Origin of the sequence: Paenibacillus qinlingensis, from assembly GCF_031455095.1 — a bacterium.
GTDB classification, from domain to species: domain Bacteria; phylum Bacillota; class Bacilli; order Paenibacillales; family NBRC-103111; genus Paenibacillus_E; species Paenibacillus_E qinlingensis_A.
In genome coordinates, this window is sequence record NZ_JAVDSB010000035.1 from 1 (window position 1) to 17,599 (window position 17,599).

At 45.6% G+C, this 17,599-nt stretch carries 19 protein-coding genes, 8 tRNA genes and 1 rRNA gene; 22 read left to right on the forward strand and 6 right to left on the reverse strand.

From position 1 onward, the window contains the following. From rrf to J2736_RS33980, 16 genes are all read left to right on the forward strand, one after another. Nucleotides 1-93 (forward strand): 5S ribosomal RNA (gene rrf, locus J2736_RS33905); the annotation flags it as partial. A gap of 29 nt (nucleotides 94-122) precedes the next feature. Continuing rightward, nucleotides 123-198, forward strand: a tRNA-Ala gene (locus tag J2736_RS33910). Between the two features lie 4 nt (nucleotides 199-202). Further along, nucleotides 203-278 (forward strand) — tRNA-Asn (locus J2736_RS33915). 7 nt (nucleotides 279-285) lie between these two features. Then, nucleotides 286-360 (forward strand) — tRNA-Glu (locus J2736_RS33920). A 14-nt stretch (nucleotides 361-374) separates the two neighbouring features. Further along, a tRNA-Val gene (locus J2736_RS33925) sits at nucleotides 375-450 on the forward strand. Between the two features lie 25 nt (nucleotides 451-475). Beyond that, nucleotides 476-546: transfer RNA gene (locus J2736_RS33930), tRNA-Cys, on the forward strand. Nucleotides 547-556: 10 nt separating this feature from the next. Further along, a tRNA-Leu gene (locus J2736_RS33935) sits at nucleotides 557-642 on the forward strand. Between the two features lie 18 nt (nucleotides 643-660). Further along, a tRNA-Arg gene (locus J2736_RS33940) sits at nucleotides 661-737 on the forward strand. Nucleotides 738-757: 20 nt separating this feature from the next. After that, nucleotides 758-828, forward strand: a tRNA-Gly gene (locus J2736_RS33945). A gap of 106 nt (nucleotides 829-934) precedes the next feature. Continuing rightward, on the forward strand, nucleotides 935-1,906 hold the full coding sequence (locus J2736_RS33950; protein WP_310502930.1) for an MBL fold metallo-hydrolase: 972 nt from the start codon (nucleotides 935-937) through the stop codon (nucleotides 1,904-1,906). Between the two features lie 549 nt (nucleotides 1,907-2,455). Beyond that, nucleotides 2,456-3,199 (forward strand): SDR family oxidoreductase, encoded by a 744-nt coding sequence (locus tag J2736_RS33955; protein ID WP_310502931.1) that lies wholly within the window; start codon nucleotides 2,456-2,458, stop codon nucleotides 3,197-3,199. 1 nt (nucleotide 3,200) lies between these two features. Then, nucleotides 3,201-3,791, forward strand: coding sequence for a TetR/AcrR family transcriptional regulator (locus J2736_RS33960; protein ID WP_310502932.1), 591 nt, complete (start codon nucleotides 3,201-3,203; stop codon nucleotides 3,789-3,791). Further along, on the forward strand, nucleotides 3,788-4,825 hold the full coding sequence (locus J2736_RS33965) for a S66 peptidase family protein (protein WP_310502933.1): 1,038 nt from the start codon (nucleotides 3,788-3,790) through the stop codon (nucleotides 4,823-4,825). Before J2736_RS33960 ends, J2736_RS33965 begins: the two co-directional genes overlap by 4 nt. A gap of 78 nt (nucleotides 4,826-4,903) precedes the next feature. Continuing rightward, complete coding sequence (locus tag J2736_RS33970) at nucleotides 4,904-5,107, forward strand: hypothetical protein (protein ID WP_310502934.1); 204 nt, start codon at nucleotides 4,904-4,906, stop codon at nucleotides 5,105-5,107. A gap of 25 nt (nucleotides 5,108-5,132) precedes the next feature. After that, complete coding sequence (locus J2736_RS33975; protein ID WP_310502935.1) at nucleotides 5,133-5,642, forward strand: GrpB family protein; 510 nt, start codon at nucleotides 5,133-5,135, stop codon at nucleotides 5,640-5,642. Between the two features lie 13 nt (nucleotides 5,643-5,655). Beyond that, entirely contained in the window at nucleotides 5,656-6,069 is a 414-nt protein-coding gene (locus J2736_RS33980) for a hypothetical protein (RefSeq protein WP_310502936.1), read from the forward strand. A gap of 75 nt (nucleotides 6,070-6,144) precedes the next feature. Here J2736_RS33980 and J2736_RS33985 read toward each other — a convergent pair whose 3' ends face one another. Beyond that, nucleotides 6,145-7,047: a manganese catalase family protein gene (locus tag J2736_RS33985; protein ID WP_310502937.1), complete on the reverse strand. Its 903-nt coding sequence runs from the start codon at nucleotides 7,045-7,047 to the stop codon at nucleotides 6,145-6,147. A 158-nt stretch (nucleotides 7,048-7,205) separates the two neighbouring features. On the opposite strand from J2736_RS33985, the gene J2736_RS33990 reads away from it, so the two are divergent. The 3 genes from J2736_RS33990 (at nucleotide 7,206) to J2736_RS34000 (ending at nucleotide 10,490) form a co-directional block, all read left to right on the forward strand. Beyond that, nucleotides 7,206-8,657: a hypothetical protein gene (locus J2736_RS33990; protein WP_310502938.1), complete on the forward strand. Its 1,452-nt coding sequence runs from the start codon at nucleotides 7,206-7,208 to the stop codon at nucleotides 8,655-8,657. A gap of 36 nt (nucleotides 8,658-8,693) precedes the next feature. Continuing rightward, entirely contained in the window at nucleotides 8,694-9,389 is a 696-nt protein-coding gene (locus J2736_RS33995) for a hypothetical protein (protein ID WP_310502939.1), read from the forward strand. 321 nt (nucleotides 9,390-9,710) lie between these two features. Further along, complete coding sequence (locus J2736_RS34000; RefSeq protein ID WP_310502940.1) at nucleotides 9,711-10,490, forward strand: phytoene/squalene synthase family protein; 780 nt, start codon at nucleotides 9,711-9,713, stop codon at nucleotides 10,488-10,490. A 32-nt stretch (nucleotides 10,491-10,522) separates the two neighbouring features. Here the strand turns inward: J2736_RS34000 and J2736_RS34005 are convergent, their stop codons facing one another. From J2736_RS34005 to J2736_RS34025, 5 genes are all read right to left on the reverse strand, one after another. Next, a complete protein-coding gene (locus J2736_RS34005) occupies nucleotides 10,523-11,188 on the reverse strand; it encodes a phosphatase PAP2 family protein (protein WP_310502941.1) in 666 nt (221 codons plus the stop codon). Between the two features lie 6 nt (nucleotides 11,189-11,194). Beyond that, complete coding sequence (locus J2736_RS34010) at nucleotides 11,195-13,138, reverse strand: ABC transporter permease (protein WP_310502942.1); 1,944 nt, start codon at nucleotides 13,136-13,138, stop codon at nucleotides 11,195-11,197. Further along, on the reverse strand, nucleotides 13,128-13,889 hold the full coding sequence (locus J2736_RS34015) for an ABC transporter ATP-binding protein (protein ID WP_310502943.1): 762 nt from the start codon (nucleotides 13,887-13,889) through the stop codon (nucleotides 13,128-13,130). The genes J2736_RS34010 and J2736_RS34015 overlap by 11 nt, the downstream gene beginning before the upstream one ends. A gap of 100 nt (nucleotides 13,890-13,989) precedes the next feature. Continuing rightward, the gene (locus J2736_RS34020) at nucleotides 13,990-15,000 is read right to left on the reverse strand and encodes a sensor histidine kinase (protein ID WP_310502944.1); all 1,011 of its coding nucleotides are present in this window, start codon (nucleotides 14,998-15,000) and stop codon (nucleotides 13,990-13,992) included. Then, on the reverse strand, nucleotides 14,993-15,688 hold the full coding sequence (locus J2736_RS34025; protein ID WP_310502945.1) for a response regulator transcription factor: 696 nt from the start codon (nucleotides 15,686-15,688) through the stop codon (nucleotides 14,993-14,995). Before J2736_RS34025 ends, J2736_RS34020 begins: the two co-directional genes overlap by 8 nt. Nucleotides 15,689-15,823: 135 nt before the next feature. Here J2736_RS34025 and J2736_RS34030 point away from each other — a divergent pair, with 135 nt between their 5' ends. The 3 genes from J2736_RS34030 (at nucleotide 15,824) to J2736_RS34040 (ending at nucleotide 17,456) form a co-directional block, all read left to right on the forward strand. Further along, nucleotides 15,824-16,558, forward strand: a complete 735-nt coding sequence (locus tag J2736_RS34030) for a class I SAM-dependent methyltransferase (protein WP_310502946.1) — start codon at nucleotides 15,824-15,826, stop codon at nucleotides 16,556-16,558. Nucleotides 16,559-16,686: 128 nt separating this feature from the next. Next, entirely contained in the window at nucleotides 16,687-16,863 is a 177-nt protein-coding gene (gene rpmF / locus J2736_RS34035) for a 50S ribosomal protein L32 (protein WP_047680282.1), read from the forward strand. Between the two features lie 206 nt (nucleotides 16,864-17,069). Beyond that, nucleotides 17,070-17,456 carry a winged helix-turn-helix transcriptional regulator gene (locus J2736_RS34040; protein WP_310502947.1) on the forward strand — a complete coding sequence of 129 codons (387 nt, stop codon included), beginning with the start codon at nucleotides 17,070-17,072 and terminating at the stop codon, nucleotides 17,454-17,456. The last annotated feature ends 143 nt before the right edge of the window (nucleotides 17,457-17,599 follow it).

Below are 17,599 nucleotides of genomic sequence, written 5' to 3' on the forward strand. Positions count from 1 at the left end.
CCACGCGTTCCCATCTCGAACACGACCGTTAAGCCTTCCAGCGTCGATGGTACTTGAACCGCAGGGTTCTGGGAGAGTAGAACGTTGCCAAGCAGACCCACTTGTGGGTATTTTTTTTGTCTGGGGCCATAGCTCAGCTGGGAGAGCGCCTGCCTTGCAAGCAGGAGGTCAGCGGTTCGATCCCGCTTGGCTCCACCATTGTTCCCTGATAGCTCAGTTGGTAGAGCACTCGACTGTTAATCGAGTTGTCACAGGTTCGAGTCCTGTTCGGGGAGCCATTTTCAAGGCCCGTTGGTCAAGTGGTTAAGACACCTCCCTTTCACGGAGGTAACAGGGGTTCGAGTCCCCTACGGGTCACCATTATTACTTCCCATGGAGGCTTAGCTCAGCTGGGAGAGCATCTGCCTTACAAGCAGAGGGTCGGCGGTTCGATCCCGTCAGCCTCCACCATTTATTATGGTAGAGAAGAGATTTCGGCGCTATAGCCAAGTGGTAAGGCAGAGCTCTGCAAAAGCTTTACCCCCAGTTCGAATCTGGGTAGCGCCTTTATATATAAGCCGGAGTGGCGGAATCGGCAGACGCACAGGACTTAAAATCCTGCGGTAGGTGACTACCGTACCAGTTCAAGTCTGGTCTTCGGCATTTTTATAAAACTTAGATGCGCCCTTAGCTCAGCTGGATAGAGTATTTGACTACGAATCAAAAGGTCGGGAGTTCGAATCTCTCAGGGCGCGCCATCTTCACTTCAACACACTACGCGGGCGTAGTTTAATGGTAGAACTTCAGCCTTCCAAGCTGATCGCGCGGGTTCGATTCCCGCCGCCCGCTTACACGAAAAAGACCACCCTAGGGTGGTCTTTTTCATTTTAATACCTGGATCTCATTTGCTATACTAAAGATTATTAGAGGAAGATCAGTGAATGGGGATGAACGTATGGCTCGGCAGCGATATCGTAATTTAGATCCAAATGCGAAAACGAAAACCTGGAAAGAAGTACGTCGCTGGCAGAAGGAGCGGAAGGGTAAAATCAAAGATTTGAGCTTCCGAATTGGTCAATCGGAACATAAGCAGCAAGAGCTGCTAAAGAATAATCAGAGTGAAGTGACGATTACCTGGATCGGACATGCCACTTTTTTGCTGCAAATGGGTGGTATGACAATCGTGACAGATCCTGTCTGGGCTACTCGAATGGGCTTTACGCAGAGACTAGAGGCGCCGGGGTTAGCGATAGAGGAGTTGCCGCCTATTGATGTTATTTTGCTATCCCATGCGCATTATGATCACTTGCATGTGGGCTCGTTGAAGAAGCTAAGAGGCACGCCTCTCGTGCTTGTTCCCGAAGGGCTTGCCTCCAAGGTGCGGAAATTGGGATTCAGCACGGTTCATGAATTGCCATGGTGGGGCAGCCACACGATCGGCCAATTAGAGTTCCACTTCGTTCCTGCGCAGCATTGGACAAGACGTACGCTAACCGATACGAATACCTCGCTATGGGGTGGATGGGTATTGAAGCGAACCGCAGAGGCTATGCCAGTAGGAGAACGGGATACCCCTACGATTTACTTCGCTGGCGATAGCGGGTATTTCGAGGGATTCCGAGAGATCGGGGCTAGATTTCCCGGCATTCACTATGCGCTAATGCCAATTGGAGCCTACGAGCCGGAGTGGTTTATGGGGATGCAGCACGTTTCCCCTGAGGAAGCGATACAGGCATTTATAGATATCGGAGGGAACGAGTTCATTCCGATGCATTATGGGGCATTCCGACTCGCCGATGATACGCCGAAGGAAGCGCTAGATCGGTTGTTAGCGGAATGGCAGCGGAGGGAGCTTGAACTTGGCCAAGGCAAACTCCGCTTATTAAAGCATGGAGAAACACTAGTGGCGGAGCGATCAGGGGATTAGGTTGAACATGAAGGTGTAGGTGGATTAGCTCTTGCTAAATGCTGCCGACACCTTTGTTTTTCTTTCGTATGATTTGTGAAGATATAGGTCACTTTCGTCTCCTTGTCTCCGTTATCTACCTTTGCGGAGCCTTGCATAGTTGTGAGGATTTTTTCAGATGGTGAAGTTACCACCGGCTTCGTTAGATTTTCTGGTACAAGATCTGGCTCAAAAGAGCACCCTGTTAAGAGCAGTGTAGAGCTTAGGATACCAAGTAAGGCACAGCGTTTTAGTTGCATCTGTTGAGATCACCTTATCGAATACTTCCATGTATGATATGACTGACGAAACATAGTTCAGTTTAGTTGCAGACGAAATGATCAGAGTGATTTTGTGGTAGCCTCGGGTCTTAAGGGGGCGGTATAGGGTATGATTTTATTTGCGAATGACAAAAATCAAAAAATGTCATTTGATATTTGTCATTTTGATATTTATAATAAAGTTATATAGTAAGGCGGCGATCAGATCAGAACAGCAGAAATTCAACCCATTCGAAAGGTGGAGTAGGAAATGGAACGTAAATTAGTAGGTAAAGTAGCACTAGTAACAGGTGCCTCCAGAGGCATCGGTCAGAAGATCGCGGAGGAACTGGCCCTACAGGGTGCGAAAGTTGTCGTGAACTACGCAAGCAGTCCAGCTAAGGCGGAGGAAGTCGTTAACGGCATTAAACAACAAGGCGGGGAAGCTATTGCGATAGGGGCAGATATTAGCCAAGTTGCGCAGGTAGAGCTTCTGTTCCAGAAGACGCTGGAGGCGTATGGGCGGGTTGATATTTTGGTCAATAACGCAGGAATCATGATTACGAAACCGATACTTGCCATTACGGAAGAGGATTTCGATAAGCAGTTTAATATTAATGTGAAAGGCACGTTCTTTGCGATTCAGCAAGCAGCACTGCATATGAAAGAGAATGGTCGGATCATCAATTTCTCAACTTCGGTTAATGGGCAAATGTTCCCTGGGTACAGCTCCTATGCGGGGACAAAAGGTGCTGTTGAGCAGTTCACACGTCAGTTGGCCAAGGAATTAGGACCCAAAGGCATTACGATTAATGCGGTAGCACCGGGACCGGTGAATACCGAACTGTTTACAGTGGGGAAATCGGAGGAACAAATTAAAGCCACAGCCAATATGAATTCGTTCGGTCGTTTGGGAGAAGCGGAGGATATTTCTCGGGTTGTACTTTTTTTAGCCAGCGAGGAATCGCAGTGGGTTACCGGCCAAACACTTCGAGTGAATGGCGGTTTTGTGTAAAATGATGAAGAATGATTTGCCGTTATCGAAAGATGAGATTTTGGATGCAGCTGAGCAAGTGCTTCGGCGTTACGGACCGGACAAAACATCCGTTGTCGATGTGGCCAAGGTGCTGCAAGTGAGTCATGGGACGTTGTATCGGCATTTTGAAAGTAAAGCGGCGCTGAGGGAAGCCGTGACATCCCGTTGGTTGCACACGAGCATCGTAGTTCCTTTGGACGCAATTGCAGGTGAGATTGGCGGCAGCTCGGTGGATCGGTTGCGTTTGTGGTTAGAGACGTTGATTCAAGCCAAGCAGAAATTCGCAGCCGAAGATATCGAAATGTTCGCGATGTATGCCAATGTTACGGTAATTGAAGTCGAAATGATAAGCACTCATGTGTATCGCCTAATAAAGCAGCTAGCACAAATCATTGAGCAGGGGATGGCGAGCAAAGAATTGAAGCAAGGCGACTCAGAATCGATTGCTAGAGCTGTTTTCTTGGCTACCTCACGTTTCCATCATCCATCGCATGCCGCGGAATGGGGAATGGGGAATATGACGGAGGACTTCGAAAATGTGTGGCAGTTATTGTTAGGAGGCTTAATATGATTAAACCTAAACGATTAAGGTCAGGCTCCAGAATAGCTATTATTTCACCGTCCAGTGGATTGCCTTATTTGTTCCCGGATATTTACGAGCTTGGTCTGAAGCAGCTTCAAGAGGTCTTCGGCTGGGAAGTTGTTGAAATGCCATCGGCTAGAATGTCACCAGATGAGTCGTACAGGAATCCGCAGTTGCGTGCCCAGGATATTAATGATTGTTTTGAAAATGAAGAAATAGACGGAATCGTGACTTCCATTGGCGGCTATGAGTCGGTGAGGATTTTACCTTTTTTAAATACGGAAGTGATTCTGAAAAATCCTAAGTTTATAATGGGGTTTTCGGATGCGACGACATTCTTAACGTACTTAAATAATTTAGGGATGGTTACGTTCTATGGGCCATCGGTTATGGCTGGATTTGCGCAACTAAGAAACCTACCTGAAGCATTTACGGGGCATCTCAATGCGATATTAGTTGAAGAGCAGTTTCCTTATCATTTTAAGCCTTATCAAGCGTGGACGAATGGTTATAAAGATTGGAGCCAACTAGAGACGTTGGGCGAGTGTCTGCCATTTTCAGAGAACCAGAATGGGTGGACGTTTATCCAGGGCGAAGCGATGGAGCAAGGGTATTTGTGGGGAGGCTGCATCGAGGTTCTAGAATTTATGAAATCGACGGCATATTGGCCGAAGGATGATTTCTGGCAGGATAAGATTTTGATTTTTGAAACATCAGAAGAGAAACCATCTCCCATGCAAGTGGGATATATGCTCCGAAATTATGGGATGCAGGGTATCTTTTCACGCGTTAAGGGCGTCATATTGGGTAGGGCGAAGGATTATAGTGCCGCTGAGAATGTAGAGCTTAGAGAAATCCTTTTGAATATTATCGGTAAAGAGTTTGGGGCTGGTCATGTGCCGATTGTTGTTGATTTTGACTTTGGACATACAGATCCGAAATTGATTCTGCCTCTCGGCGGGAGAGTGCAGTTAAATCCGAGGATGAATGAGGTTATTTTGTTGGAGAGTCCTTTTGAATGATGGAGATGTGGGATGAGCGTAATCCATGTATAATTGAAGGGTGATCCTAATAACAACATGAGAGGGTAACAGATTACTATGAGTGAAACGGTCAGTTTGAGTCTCGGAGGCTCGTACGTTGTGGCTCCAGACAACCCCAGAAAGACTAAGAATCGTGGTCGGAAATGTATGATTCTTTCTTTTGAGATGAATGACGAGGAATTGGACATAAGGGTTATTTATTTGGATACGAGCAGAGAGGTACTGCTAAAATTCAGTGATTTGAAGCCAATTACGGAGTAATACTTAGTGAGCGGAGGTATTTCACATGGCTTCCCCTATTGCAGTCGTCGCGTACGATCCGGAATGGGTTTTGATTTTCGAACAGATAAGAGACTTCGTACTTCCCGCTGTAAGTGATCTTGTGATTGGAATTGAACATGTCGGAAGTACTTCTGTTCCTGGATTAGCGGCTAAACCGATTATCGATGTGGACGTGGTGGTTAAAGCACCTGAGCATATGCGAATAGCTGTCCAGAGGCTTGCTGCGTTAGGGTATGTACATGAAGGCGATTTGGGCGTTACGGGTCGTGAGGCTTTTATCCCTCCCCAGAGCATGATGTGGCATCATCTTTACGTAGTACCTGTGGATAACTTGGAGTTAAAGCGGCATCTTCTTTTTCGAGATTATTTGAGGAGTCATCCGGAGGAAGCTACTACGTACGGAGAGTTAAAGCATGAGCTTGCACATCGATTCCGCGATGATCGCGGAGCTTATTCGCTAGGTAAGAGTGAGTATGTCACAGGGGTACTGCAACGCGCGGGATGGAACGGATAGGGAGGAGCCGCCAGTGAGAGTATATGGGTTTCTTTTTGTAGTTATCATCGTCATCATTCTAATATGCATAGCGTGTGGGAAAGGCGAGGCTTCAGATAAACCTGAGCTTACGGTTAAGCAACTAGAAGAGTTCTACCCCGGGAATATGTCGAACGTTGATCGTATTGAAATAAGAAGTGGTTCGACAGGAGCACTTAAGGTCGTTAATGATAAACAATTGGCGCAAGACTGGCTAGCTAAAGTTCGCCACATGAAACTTACTCCGGATTCAAATCAAGAAGGCAGAACAGGTTATTCGTTCTATGTGGATTTGTTCGAAGGGCAAGACAAGAAGCTGCGGTTTCTCCCTAACGAGATTGCAGGGAATTATTATATATACTCGGAAGAATTGGCGAAGGCAATTCGTGGGCTTTTTCAATCCCCGTAGTGTGCACACAAATAAATAAAGCCGTCCTTAAGTAGAAGTATCTACTCATAGGACGGTGTTTTCCATTTACGCGAGTTATCCGCTAATATTTCCAGCCATTTTAAGTCTCGCCGCGATTTGTTGGAAGTCCTCTGGCGAAATGCCAGGAGCAAATTCCTCATCGACAGCCGGAGCTTCAGCGATGGGGTATCCTTGCGGCGTACCTGGGATGACTTCCAAGGCAGAGCCATCTTCGGGATGAGTACCTTTCCAAATCTGGCCGATCGTGGTGAAGTCATTGTCACTCCACGTGTAGAGCTTGGTATGCACACCCTTATCTTCATACTTCCTTGCTTCATTAAATGGCTTGTTGTTTAAGGAAGGGATAGGAACTAATTTAGTGACATTTACACCAGTTGCCACTTCCAATGCCTTGGCATATGCGACAACATGAACGCCACCACGAACGAGAAGGTAACCAATTACAGCACGGGCAGCAGGATGGTCGGTCATTTCATATACTTTCATTTTATGGGTACGAGCGCCGCATTCTAAGAAGAAGTTATGAAGCAGATCCTCTACTAAGTTACCGCTGTTAAAAACATTTGCACCTGTCCATGGATGGCCCATGGAGTCTACCGGCATCGCCCCTTGCGCTCCTGCCAAAAAGTGATACGAAAGACGAGCATCTTTGACCACATCTAGTGGTGTCTGCTCAGGCTCTTTATAGCTCGTCGAGCCCCTTAAGCATTTATTAATCGCGTGTGATACCAACTCTACATGGCCCAGTTCTTCGGCCGTAATACTCATAATCAAATCGTAAAAGGGCCTGAGCTTTTCCTTTGAACGAAAATTAAAGGATTGATACAGATAATTGTTCAAAGTGGACATTTCACCGAATTTGCCACCTAACAATTCCTGTACAGCGGCCGCGGCATTCGGGTCAGGCTTCTCAATGTCAGGAATCTCAATCGAAATTTCATCCATTCGTTTAAACATGGCTTCAACTCCCTTAGATTTTTCACTCCTGTACATTGTTTACCTTAAGGTCTATATCTAACCATCCCGCAGCACCGATTTGAATGGCAACTTTCCATAAGTGATGTGCGTCTAATTCATATGGGAAATATTATAAAATTTGAATAGGGCTGGTACATGTGATGATCAGACTACTAACTAGTGGATTGCTTATATCTGTCATGCTGTTGTTAAATGCGTGTGAGGAGAGCGCCCAGAGCTCTGCCGATATATCACCATTAAGTTCCGCAGAAGCTGCGGTACCGATATCGACTACGTCTATTACTGCTGCAACTTCCATCAAACCTGTGAGCTTTACATTCAAACCGGACGCAGGTCGCGATGTTCCTCATCTTTTGGTCATGGCACAGGAATATGGACCGCGATTGCGTATCCCCGAGGGGGAAAGCTCGGTAGAATTAGTCTTCACGAAAGAGATGCGAAATGACCTGCCAACGACGATAGAAGGTGTGCCTGTAGCAGCCAGTTGGGTAGATGCTAAACATCTCGTGGTCGAACTTGCCAATATGGGCGCCGGAGAGCATGGAATGAAAGAGCAGTATTTGCGAATGGATAACTTGGTGGATGTAAGCGGCAATCGCCTGGGAGACGGTCTCCAGGGGCTGTGGGTTCAACAAATGCCGAGGCAGGTTTGGCGGTATGTCGATTCAGACGATTTGGCTGGTGGAGGCCCGAGGGATTCCTTGTACGATCAATTGGTTATCTCTGACGATAAACAAAGCTATGTCGGAATTGTTACCCTTGGCGGGTCTATGGGGGATGGGGACGGAACCAGCTATGCTTTTATTTTGGAGCAAAAGGGGAAGGAACCCGTGGTCATCGAGAATGTGTTCTACGCTACGATAGAGCCGGATCAGCAGCCCATTCAATGGATAGATGAGAAAACGCTGATGTATGCGTCCTATCATGGCGTGTATGCCTATGACGTAGAGACACATGAGAAACGTATTCTTCATAAAGCTAATCCTGATGAGAATGATAATGTCAATTACGCTGCTTATGATACGACGAGAAAGCTGCTTCATGTTTTGGCCTATGAGAACCGGCACGAAACGAGTCAATTGGCACGTTTGACGTATGTGTCAGGGGAGCCTATGCCCCAAAGAACACAGGCCTACACGGCAAGCGTACTGGTAGCCAAATACTCCGACCTGGATATGACCATTACTCCGACGCCGGAGGGTACCTATTGGACACGTCTGCAAGATGGCGTTCCCTACACGAACTTCATTCATCAAGCAGGGGCGAAGGTTACCGCCAAAGGGATTGCTCGGCTCGTCACGAAGCAAGGCGTCTACCTTCAGCAATATGAAAAAGGGGAGTCGCAATTGCAAGCTTCCCGATGGGCAATATGGCAACCCGGCAAAGCTGCGAAAGCAATAGCTAACCCGCCAGAGGGCAGCGTCACCTTTGCTAGTGGGAAGGATTTATTTACAAAGCAAGATGACAATCGGTATGCGAAATATGATCATCTACGAGATAAATGGGTAGACTGGCAGGCACCCCATGGAGAACAAGTGGCGGAACCCCTTCGAGGGAAGGATGGCTTGTACCGCGCCAGAATGGAGTAGCCCGCAGAGAACCAAGCGTGAGGGGGAGTCTCACCGTTGAATCGACTATATCGAACGGCGCTAGGTATTCTTATCCTAGGTGGATTCACATTTTTCATGTATGTGATCGTTGAATCCCTTGTCTTTGAGAAAGAGCATAGGATCCAAGTGAATGTCGCACAGTTGAATGAACATGATTACTCTGATCACTGGCAGGGGATTGCCACCACGCTGGGGATGGATGAACAAGCCAAGTTGGAAGATTTTCAGTTGTTTTATAACGCGCAGGGTGAAGTTCAGAAGTTATCTTACGAAGTCGTATGGCGTCGTCCAGGAAAGCATGATTTTATTTTTTACTATATAGATTATGACCTTATAACTAGTAAAGCCATTGTCAAAAAGCAAAAGATTGAGGGGCCATGGTTGCAATATGATCGTTCGATTCCAGTGAGCTACTTCTTTAAGCGATTGGATGAGATGGATTTGACGATAATGAAACCGAATAATGACGATCCGATACGTTACATGCGAGTTCATGAGAATGGCGCTCGTATGACTTATGCTATAAAAAGTATGATGAAATACCGCATAGACAAGGATCAAATCCATGAAATTACGGATACCCAACTTCCGGTTGAAGGGTATTGGCTATCTGTATGTGGCATGGCAGAGGAAGCTGCACCCGATTTCGCGTCATCTTGTGAGGATCGAATCGATTATATCTTAGATGCTCGTACGAGCGATAACAGGTAAAAAGAGGTTGCCGATGAAGAGAATCGGCAGCTTTTTTTCGCGAAAGGGAGGAACAATTATTTTATTTCTTTCACAATTTGGACATAATATCCAGAAAAGGGTCTCATTCCTTGCTCTGTCTGAAATAAATTGCAAATGATGCTGGCCCCTCTCTGAAAATTTGACACTTTTGTGTAATAAAGCTCAGATTATAAAACAATTGGTGGTTGGGCTTGGATTAACAATAATAAAGTATGTTATCATGAAGTAACATTATATAAGTTAAAGGTAAGTTTATACTTGGAGGTAATTACCATTAGTACCGATACTGTAAAAGATGCAATGACCATGTTAAAACAAACGAGCCGCACCTTTTATATACCGATTAGCGGTTTGGATGCAGGTCTGAAAGAAGCGGTAGCATCTGCCTATCTGTGCATGCGGGCTATTGATGAAATCGAAGATCATGAGGATCTGGCAGACGCTTTAAAAATAGAGCTGTTAGCTGGTGTGCACGGGGCATTCCAGTCTTCGGATATTATTAATGCGATCCAGAAATTATTAACGCCTTACACAGCGCAACTTCCGGAAGTATCTCTGCGACTTGCAGAATGGCTGCGTTTGTGTCCGCCTACTGCGTTACCGATTATTGAGACATACATTGCGAAAATGTCACTCCAAATGTCGGAATGGGTCCAAAAAGGCTGGAGCATCCGTACGGAAGAAGATTTGGATGGGTATACATACAGTGTAGCGGGTATGGTTGGCGAAATGTTATCTGAGCTGTGGCAGTGGAATGATGGCACGCAATCTGATCGTGATAAGGCCATTGCCTTCGGACGTGGGCTGCAAGCGGTCAATATTCTTCGGAACCAAGCTGAAGATGCAAAACGTGGCGTTAGCTTCTTCCCGGAAGGCTGGGGCTTCAAGGAAATGCAGCAATACACACGCCGTAATCTACAACTGGCCGACGCTTATATCGCAGACTTGAAACAGGGGCCAGCGCTGAAGTTCTGCAAGGTGCCACTGGCGCTCGCGCATGCGACGCTCAATCTGCTTTCTGCTGGTGGAAGCAAATTGACACGAGATGCGGTTTTGAAAATTGTAAGTAAGGTCACTTAACAAACAGCTTATATAGAAGAAACCTGCATCCATTAGACGGATGCAGGTTTCTTTTGGTTGTATCGCTTTTCCATATACCATTGAAAGATCCAGACACACAAGGCGAACCAGAACCCGCTGGCGAAGTAGGCAGCAACAACATCACTAGGGTAGTGGACACCGAGGTAAATCCGGCTAATGCCGATTAGAAGGATCATAAGGATACTACATACAAGGACGATGGTCCGACCTTTTCTGGTAGGCACGTGCCTCCATAGCAGAAAAGAAAGCGATGCGTACATCGCAAAAGCTATCATTGAATGTCCGCTGGGGAAGCTGAAGCCTGCCTCTTCGGCAAGCCTATGAAGGATAGGGCGATCGCGTTGAAACAGTAATTTGAGCTGTCGATTCAAAACTGCGGTTCCCGCGATTAGGGTAACAAATAGAATTAATTCCATGCGATGCTTCAGGAATTTGTAAAAAAGAAACAAACAAATAAGCGTAATGGCGATGACAACGCGTGTTGAACCTATGAAGCTTACTAGCTCCATTAGTGAAGTCAGCCAGGGGCGTTCCATCCCTTGGACGAATGCAATCACGCTGCTGTCAAATCGTGCTATCTGCTGCCCTTGTAACAAGGATGCAATGGTCACGAAACACCCAATAGAAACAAGGCTAAGAATGAGTAAAATGGTTTGTCGTCGTCGTATGTTGTTCATTCTTTGTCAAAGAGCCCTCTCAATCACCTTTTTATAATGCTGTACGGATAGTATACCAAAAACCGAGTAAAGAATGGTATACAGGATCATGACAATCAACATGGGTGTCCAGAGCTCCGTTCCAAAGAAGAACCAACCGGATTGAATCGCGAAATAGCTGTGGATAAGCCCGATAATGAGAGGGATACCGAAATTAAATAGCTGTTTGCGTTTAATGCCTTGTAATAGATCATTTGGGGTGAAGCCTAGCTTCCTTAGAACGGTGTACGAGGCCTTCTCGTCTTCGCTCTCATCCATTTGCTTGAAGTAAAGGATACAGCCAGACGTGATAAGGAAGGTGAGCCCAAGGAAGGCGACGATGAACATGATCAAGCCCATTCGATTTCGCGATGCGCTCACCATATCTAGACGAGAATCGTAAGCTGTTCCCTCATTCTCATCAAATTCAATAGCATGAAGACGTTGATTGGCCTTCTCTAGGTCGTCCTTATTGACGATATCGATTCCGATATATAAGGACGATTTGCCTTGCAAGGCAGGGTCGAGATCTTGTTTTAACTTCTGAAAGGTTGAGTCATCTACAACGGCTACAGGCAAGTTCGAAAAGCGCCTCGCAATGTAGGTACGCTCCTCATTTCCGATGTACGTTAACGGCAGGACGCCATGTAGTAACTGCAGTTGGATTTGGCTGTTTTTTTTGAAAGTAACCAATTTAAGTAACTCATCATTCGCGCCAGTAAAAAGAGTTTGATCCGCAGCCAAGTCGATGACTCCTGTTTGTTTATCGCTAATTATTGCCATGCGTTGGGCACCTTTACCCATAAATAGATCGCCTTTGGTATCAACCACTTGGCTAAGATCGGCATTGATCTGAATCACATCAATCATGGTCTCGCGATGCGCGATGCCACCAGCATCTAAGGCTTTCGTAAAGCGCTCGGCATCCTGCTGATTCGTCATAGCAAAGTGAGCTGGGATATTCTTTTCGGCTGTTTTTTCCGTTGAATAATACGTGATGTAGCTTAATGATAATAAGCCAATGGCAAGGGCCGAGACGGTCGTGATCACCATCAAAAGCAAGGCGTTGGATTTCATCCGATACATGATCGAAGCGAGGGAAAGCACCTCTTGTACGTTCAGATAACCGTTATTTTTTTTGCGGATCACATTCAAAATCAGTCGGACAGAGCCTTTATAGAATAGGTAAGTACCGATGATCACGGAGGCAAGAATGATAATCATATTGCTGAACAATCCAGCTACGGACGCAATGTTTCCGGCAAACAATCTGGAAGATACATAGTAGCCCATTATGATGAGACATACCCCTAGGAAGCCAAGGGAGGCCTCTGACTTCGACATCCGCTTTACTTTGGCTTCCGTTGAGGTTGCCACACGGAATAAAGAAAGTATCGATTGCCTTCGTATAAACAAGTAATTGACCAGTAGAATGAATAGGTAAACGGCAGTGAAAACAACTATGGTTTGAAGAAACGCTTGTGCCGAAAAGTGGAGCGATGCGTGCGCCTTCACGCCTGTAATTTGGAATAAGACCATGAGAATGAGCTTAGACACGGAGAATCCGATAAACGTCCCAACGACTAGGGAACCGAAGTAAAGGATGAAGTTCTCGGTGCTAAGAATACGAAAGATTCTTGCCTTTGTCATGCCAATGAGTTGCAAAAGTCCGATTTCTTTACTGCGTCTTTTCACAAAAATGTTATTAGCATATAAATTGAATATCGTCACAATTGCAATAAGCAGGACGGAGGCTGCCCGCATCGAAGCCGCGCCTTTAATTGTACCTTCCGCGGCATCTAGCGCAGGGTCGAATTGCAAGGTGACGAAAGCGAAGTACAGCGCAACACTGAATATCAAGGCAAACACATAGAGGTAGTAATGCTTGATATTAGCCTTCAGATTTTGCAGGATAAGATGATTAATACTCATAGTTCACACCACCCAACACACCTTGGGTTTTCATAATGTCTTGAAAGAAAGCCTGTCTCGTTTCTTGCCCTTTATAGATTTGGGAATAGATCTGCCCGTCTTTAATGAAGATGACCCTGCTGCTGTAGCTGGCTGCAACGGAATCATGGGTGACCATCACGATGCTTGCTTGTCTGCTCTGATTCAGTGCGCTCAACTTGTTGAGCATATCGGAGGCTGATTTGGAATCCAGGGCACCCGTTGGTTCATCAGCGAAAATAAGATCGGGATCATGAATAAACGCTCTAGCCGCGGACGTTCGCTGCTTCTGTCCACCGGATATTTCATTCGGATACTTATCCTTTAACTCATAAATGCCAAGCTCTATCGCAATGTCATGAAATCTTTGATTGGCTTCTACTTTGGAGATCTTCGTAATCGATAAAGGAAGCAGGATATTTTCTTTCACAGTTAGCGTATCGAGCAAATTATAGTCCTGAAAAATAAACCCGAGATGATGCTTCCGAAACTCAGCCAATTGCTTTTCTTTCATGTTCGTTGTTTCTGTACGGTTAATTTGAATGGAGCCATGACTCACTTTATCGATAGAGGAGAGCACGTTGAGCAGTGTCGTTTTCCCAGATCCAGATGGACCCATGATGCTGACGAACTCACCTTTCTCGATGGTTATATCTAGACCCCGTAGTACTTCTTGTTTGTTATGTTTATTGCCGAAGCTTTTATGGATTTTAACAGCTTGTAAGATGGACATACGCCACACACTCCTTCACATGATAGCTTTATTATAAAAAGCTGCACGGCATTTATCCTTCGATTCACCGAACAAAGTAGAAAGGCATGTGACATTATTGTCACATGCCTGTAATCCGCAAGAGTTCGTTGGGCTGTGGGAAAATGAGGGTGAACGTGCTTCCTACACCAACCTCGGATTGTACAGTCAGCTGGATGTGCAGCGTGTGCGCGGCTTTCTGCGCCAAATACAAGCCCATGCCTGTTGCGGCGCTGTCTTGATGCCAGGTCGTAGAGGTGAAGCCCTTATCGAAGATACGGGGCAGATCCTTAGGGGCAATTCCACGACCGGAGTCGGTTATTTCTATCATCGTACGCTCCTGTGCCACGAAGCTTCTCACGATGATATCGGAAGCGGGTTTGTCGCTATATTTTACAGCATTCGTTAAGATCTGACGAAGGATAAAAGCGAGCCATTTGGCGTCGCTTAAAGTTTCTGTGACGTCTAATTGAACGTCAAACCCCATGCCTTTTTGAATGCACCAAGATTGTAAGGATTTAAGCTCCATATAGAGGAGACTTTCGATGTCAACCTTTTCAATATAGAGATCATTTTCAATCGAAGGAAGTCGAAGTTGGTGAAGCTGTTGGTCGAGAAGATGATGAATGCGCAGCCATTCAAAGGTTAAGGATGCTCGCATCGGATCATTCTCCACACGGCTAATCATCAAATGCATGGCAGTAAGTGGTGTCTTCACTTCATGGATCCAAGACAACAGCTCATCTTTCTCCTGTTCCAGGGCGATTTGCTGCCGCGAGGCCGACTGATGGAGCTGCTCGGTTTGATTGATTAAGGCCAATTCCATGATCTTCTCGAAGGGACTTGCTGCATCGGCGACACCCGATACGTCAAGGCTGGATTCCCAGTCATGTAACCGTTTGAAAAAAGCCGTTTCCTTGTGATAGCGAATGATTAAGAAGATTATGAACAGAATCGTGGATAAGAAAACGATGTATAGCACCGGTTGGAACGGAATGGAGAGGTCGAGATACGCAATAAGCAGCAATAGGCATTGGCCGAATAGGAACATCCCAATCCAGCTTATTCGCTCCATCAGAAATGTTTTACTCATAGTGAGGAGACTCTTCGGTTGCCATATAGCCCTGACCGACCTTCGTTTCTATAAAGCGTCCCAAATCGAGCTCGTCCAGCTTCTTTCTGAGCCGATTTACGTTCACCGTCAACGTATTATCACTTACAAAACGCTGGTCATTCCATAAGCTGTTGATGATGTCTTCACGGCTGACGATCATATTCTTACGCTCGATGAGAAGTTTTAAGATGTAAATCTCATTCTTGGTTAGTTCTATGGAACCAGTCTCATGAAGTACGATGTTTTTTTCAAAATCAATCGTAGCACCACACCATGTTTTCAATTTCATTGGCTCTGTACTGTAATTGTAGACACGGCGGAGAATGGCATGGATTTTTGCGATGAGTACGTCAAAATGAAAAGGTTTTTGGATGAAGTCATCCGCTCCAAGCTGCATGGACATCACGATATCGGTCGGATGATCGCGCGAAGAGAGGAAGACGATCGGCACATTGGAATGGGTGCGAATCATTCGGCACCAATGAAAGCCATCGAATTTGGGCAGCTGAATATCAATAATGACGAGATCAGGCTTAAGTACGATAAAGGATTCAACTACTTTATTGAAATCGGCGATGCCATGAACCTCGTAGGACCATTGGGCCAAACGCTCTTTGATCTCTGCGAACAAGGTTGCATCATCTTCAATAAGTAAGATCTTGAACAAGGGAAGTCACCCACTTCTGAGCATTCTTTGAGTTGAAAAGGCATTGTATTGTAAACTGTGGTAAATACAGCTTCTAGTGCGTTCGTTCATTTTAGCAAATCATACCATAAATTCAAATGAGGAGTCATAGATGCCATGAAACAGAATAAATACGATGAGCTTGGATTTTTTGAAAAATATAGCGAGATGCCTCGTTCCATGGGTGGCCTCAGTGCAGCTGGGGAATGGCCTGTCCTTCGAACGATGTTGCCCACGCTTCAAGGTAAACGTGTTCTTGATCTTGGATGCGGTTATGGTTGGCATTGCAAGTACGCCCGTGAGCAAGGAGCGGAGTCCGTAGTTGGGGTTGATATCTCGGAGAAAATGCTGGCTTATGCCAGCGCGAATAATAACGATACGGGTATCGAATATCGTAGGCTGGCAATTGAAGATATCGACTTCGCGGCGGGTGAATTTGATGTTGTCGTCAGTTCATTAGCTCTTCACTACGTCGAGCAGTTTGAGGCGGTTTGCCGTCAAGTACAGCACTGTCTTGCGGACGGAGGCACATTTGTTCTGTCGGTTGAACATCCAGTCTTTACCGCACGTGCTGCGCAAGATTGGCACTATGGCCCGGAAGGCGAGCGAATGCACTGGCCCGTCGATGATTATCAAGAGGAGGGTCTGCGAGTAGCCAGATTTCTAGATCATGATGTGGTGAAGTATCATCGAACGTTAGCTACTTATATGAACGTACTTATGGATGCTGGATTCCAAATAACGAAGCTCGCTGAACCGCAACCAACGCAAGAAGCACTGGATCAATATCCTGAAATGAGAGACGAAACGCGTCGGCCTATATTTTTATTGATTTCAGCGGTTAAGCTTTGAAAGTGAAAATAAAGTCGAAAAAATACGAAGATAAGGGAGTAAACAGGGGTCACAGCATTGACAAAGTACCTTGATAAGGCTATGATATCTCTTGTTGATTTATAAATGTAACTGGAGGTGTTTTGACTATGGCAGTTCCTCAACGGAGAACGTCCAAAACACGTCGCGATAAGCGCCGTACTCACTTTAAACTGGCTGTGCCAGGAATGGTGAAGTGTGAACAATGTGCTGAACTTAAAAAAGCGCATCATGTTTGCAAAAACTGCGGTTCATATAAGGGTAGAGAGATCGTACAAGCTCAATAATCATATGAATCTTGCAATGAAAAAGACACTTCTAAATGAAGTGTCTTTTTTTTGTATTTTACAAGTGTAACAAAAAAATTATTTACTTGAATTAAGTAAGTATGTAGACGTATAATATTCCCTAGGAATGATACGGAGTAGTAGTCACTCAAAATAAACCTAGTTTGCACAAAGATACCTCAATAAAAGCGAGGGAGTGGATTCAAATGGAAACAGCGCATACGCATTGTAAATTGGAAACTGTGTTAGAAATCCTTGTTGGCAAATGGAAGCCTGTTGTTTTGTTCCACCTTTTTTCTAAGGGTACGTTGCGATTTAGCGAACTTCAAAAAGAAATTCCAGATATAACGAAAAAGATGCTTACTCAACAATTACGGGAGTTAGAATATCACGATATTGTTCACAGGAAGATCTATCATCAAATACCGCCCAAAGTCGAGTATTCCATCACCGAATATGGTCAAGGCATGGCTACCGTCTTACAAGCAATGAATGACTGGGGAATGGCCCATGTGAATCATTTGAATGAGATGTATGGGGAAGAACGAGCCGTGGAATCATTCGAAACTAGATTAGATGAAGTCACCCGATAATACGGGAATTTTCTCCAGCAAAAGAAGAAGCCGCGGTCGCGGCTTCTTCTTTTTTAGTGCGCCCAGCATGGGCGCTATCTCTAGGGTTCAAGTCCCGAATGGTGAAGGCAGTAGTAACCATAGCTTAAGGCAAGGGTGTCCAT

What these genes read in the sequence shown, in the direction of transcription:
- J2736_RS33950 (WP_310502930.1), top strand. Translation starts at nt 935, where the DNA reads ATGGCTCGGCAGCGATATCGTAATTTAGATCCAAATGCGAAAACGAAA.
- J2736_RS33955 (WP_310502931.1), top strand. Translation starts at nt 2,456, where the DNA reads ATGGAACGTAAATTAGTAGGTAAAGTAGCACTAGTAACAGGTGCCTCC.
- J2736_RS33960 (WP_310502932.1), top strand. Translation starts at nt 3,201, where the DNA reads ATGATGAAGAATGATTTGCCGTTATCGAAAGATGAGATTTTGGATGCA.
- J2736_RS33965 (WP_310502933.1), top strand. Translation starts at nt 3,788, where the DNA reads ATGATTAAACCTAAACGATTAAGGTCAGGCTCCAGAATAGCTATTATT.
- J2736_RS33970 (WP_310502934.1), top strand. Translation starts at nt 4,904, where the DNA reads ATGAGTGAAACGGTCAGTTTGAGTCTCGGAGGCTCGTACGTTGTGGCT.
- J2736_RS33975 (WP_310502935.1), top strand. Translation starts at nt 5,133, where the DNA reads ATGGCTTCCCCTATTGCAGTCGTCGCGTACGATCCGGAATGGGTTTTG.
- J2736_RS33985 (WP_310502937.1), bottom strand. Translation starts at nt 7,047, where the DNA reads ATGTTTAAACGAATGGATGAAATTTCGATTGAGATTCCTGACATTGAG.
- J2736_RS34000 (WP_310502940.1), top strand. Translation starts at nt 9,711, where the DNA reads ATGACCATGTTAAAACAAACGAGCCGCACCTTTTATATACCGATTAGC.
- J2736_RS34005 (WP_310502941.1), bottom strand. Translation starts at nt 11,188, where the DNA reads ATGAACAACATACGACGACGACAAACCATTTTACTCATTCTTAGCCTT.
- J2736_RS34010 (WP_310502942.1), bottom strand. Translation starts at nt 13,138, where the DNA reads ATGAGTATTAATCATCTTATCCTGCAAAATCTGAAGGCTAATATCAAG.
- J2736_RS34015 (WP_310502943.1), bottom strand. Translation starts at nt 13,889, where the DNA reads ATGTCCATCTTACAAGCTGTTAAAATCCATAAAAGCTTCGGCAATAAA.
- J2736_RS34020 (WP_310502944.1), bottom strand. Translation starts at nt 15,000, where the DNA reads ATGAGTAAAACATTTCTGATGGAGCGAATAAGCTGGATTGGGATGTTC.
- J2736_RS34030 (WP_310502946.1), top strand. Translation starts at nt 15,824, where the DNA reads ATGAAACAGAATAAATACGATGAGCTTGGATTTTTTGAAAAATATAGC.
- rpmF (WP_047680282.1), top strand. Translation starts at nt 16,687, where the DNA reads ATGGCAGTTCCTCAACGGAGAACGTCCAAAACACGTCGCGATAAGCGC.
- J2736_RS34040 (WP_310502947.1), top strand. Translation starts at nt 17,070, where the DNA reads ATGGAAACAGCGCATACGCATTGTAAATTGGAAACTGTGTTAGAAATC.